Source organism: Empedobacter sp. R750 (genome assembly GCF_030324345.1).
In the GTDB taxonomy this organism is placed as follows: domain Bacteria; phylum Bacteroidota; class Bacteroidia; order Flavobacteriales; family Weeksellaceae; genus Empedobacter; species Empedobacter falsenii_C.
On sequence record NZ_JACAGF010000036.1, the window covers coordinates 1905 to 3212 of the forward strand.

The 1308-nt window shown below is 45.4% G+C and carries 1 rRNA gene (cut by a window edge); it reads right to left on the reverse strand.

The features are described from left to right. A 23S ribosomal RNA gene (locus HXZ74_RS16940) occupies positions 1 to 1287 on the reverse strand (it extends 1558 nt beyond the left edge of the window). Positions 1288 to 1308 lie beyond the last annotated feature (21 nt).

Consider the following 1308-nt stretch of genomic DNA (forward strand, 5'->3'; position numbering starts at 1 on the left):
CCTTAGTCTTACGGCGAATAAGTTTCTCACTTATTTTATCGTTACTCATGCCTACATTTTCTTTTCTAAAAGCTCCACCATCCATTACCAGATGACTTCTGCGCCGTTAGAATGCTCCCCTACCAGTAGTACTAATGTACTAATCCATAGCTTCGGTAATATGCTTATGCCCGATTATTATCCATGCCGGATCGCTCGACTAGTGAGCTGTTACGCACTCGTTAAATGAATAGCTGCTTCCAAGCTAACATCCTAGCTGTCTATGCAATCCAACCGCGTTTTTTCAACTTAGCATATATTTGGGGACCTTAGCTGATGGTCTGGGTTCTTTCCCTCTCGGACATGGACCTTAGCACCCATGCCCTCACTGCCTAGAAACATATATTAGCATTCGGAGTTTGTCAGGAATTGGTAGGCGGTGAAGCCCCCGCATCCAATCAGTAGCTCTACCTCTAATATACTTTACTAAACGCTGCACCTAAATGCATTTCGGGGAGTACGAGCTATTTCCCAGTTTGATTGGCCTTTCACCCCTACCCACAGGTCATCCGAAGACTTTTCAACGTCAACCGGTTCGGTCCTCCACTTTGTGTTACCAAAGCTTCAACCTGCCCATGGGTAGATCACAAGGTTTCGCGTCTAATACTACTGACTCTAACGCCCTATTCAGACTCGCTTTCGCTACGGCTCCGCACCTGAAGTGCTTAACCTTGCCAGCAACATTAACTCGTAGGCTCATTATGCAAAAGGCACGCCGTCACACTTACGTGCTCCGACCGCTTGTAGGCGTACGGTTTCAGGTTCTATTTCAACTTTCTATTCGAAATGCTTTTCACCTTTCCTTCACAGTACTAGTTCACTATCGGTCTTTGAGGAGTATTTAGCCTTGGAAGATGGTCCTCCCATATTCGGACAGAATTTCTCGTGTTCCGCCTTACTCGTTATCAACTTAATAAAAATTTCACTTACGGGACTATCACCCTCTACGGTTAACCTTTCCAGGTTATTCTGTTATCCTTATAAAGTCTTTAGGGCTAATCCGCGTTCGCTCGCCACTACTTACGGAATCTCAATTGATTTCTTTTCCTATTGGTACTTAGATGTTTCAGTTCCCAACGTTCGCTCTCACTTACGTGAGTGACATGTCTTCAACATGCCGGGTTGTCCCATTCGGAAATCTACGGATTAATGCGTATGTGCCGCTCCCCGTAGCTTATCGCAGCTTATCACGTCCTTCATCGCCTCTCAAAGCCTAGGCATCCGCCGTACGCCCTTTGTAACTTTTTTCTCGATTTAACCGTCATATTA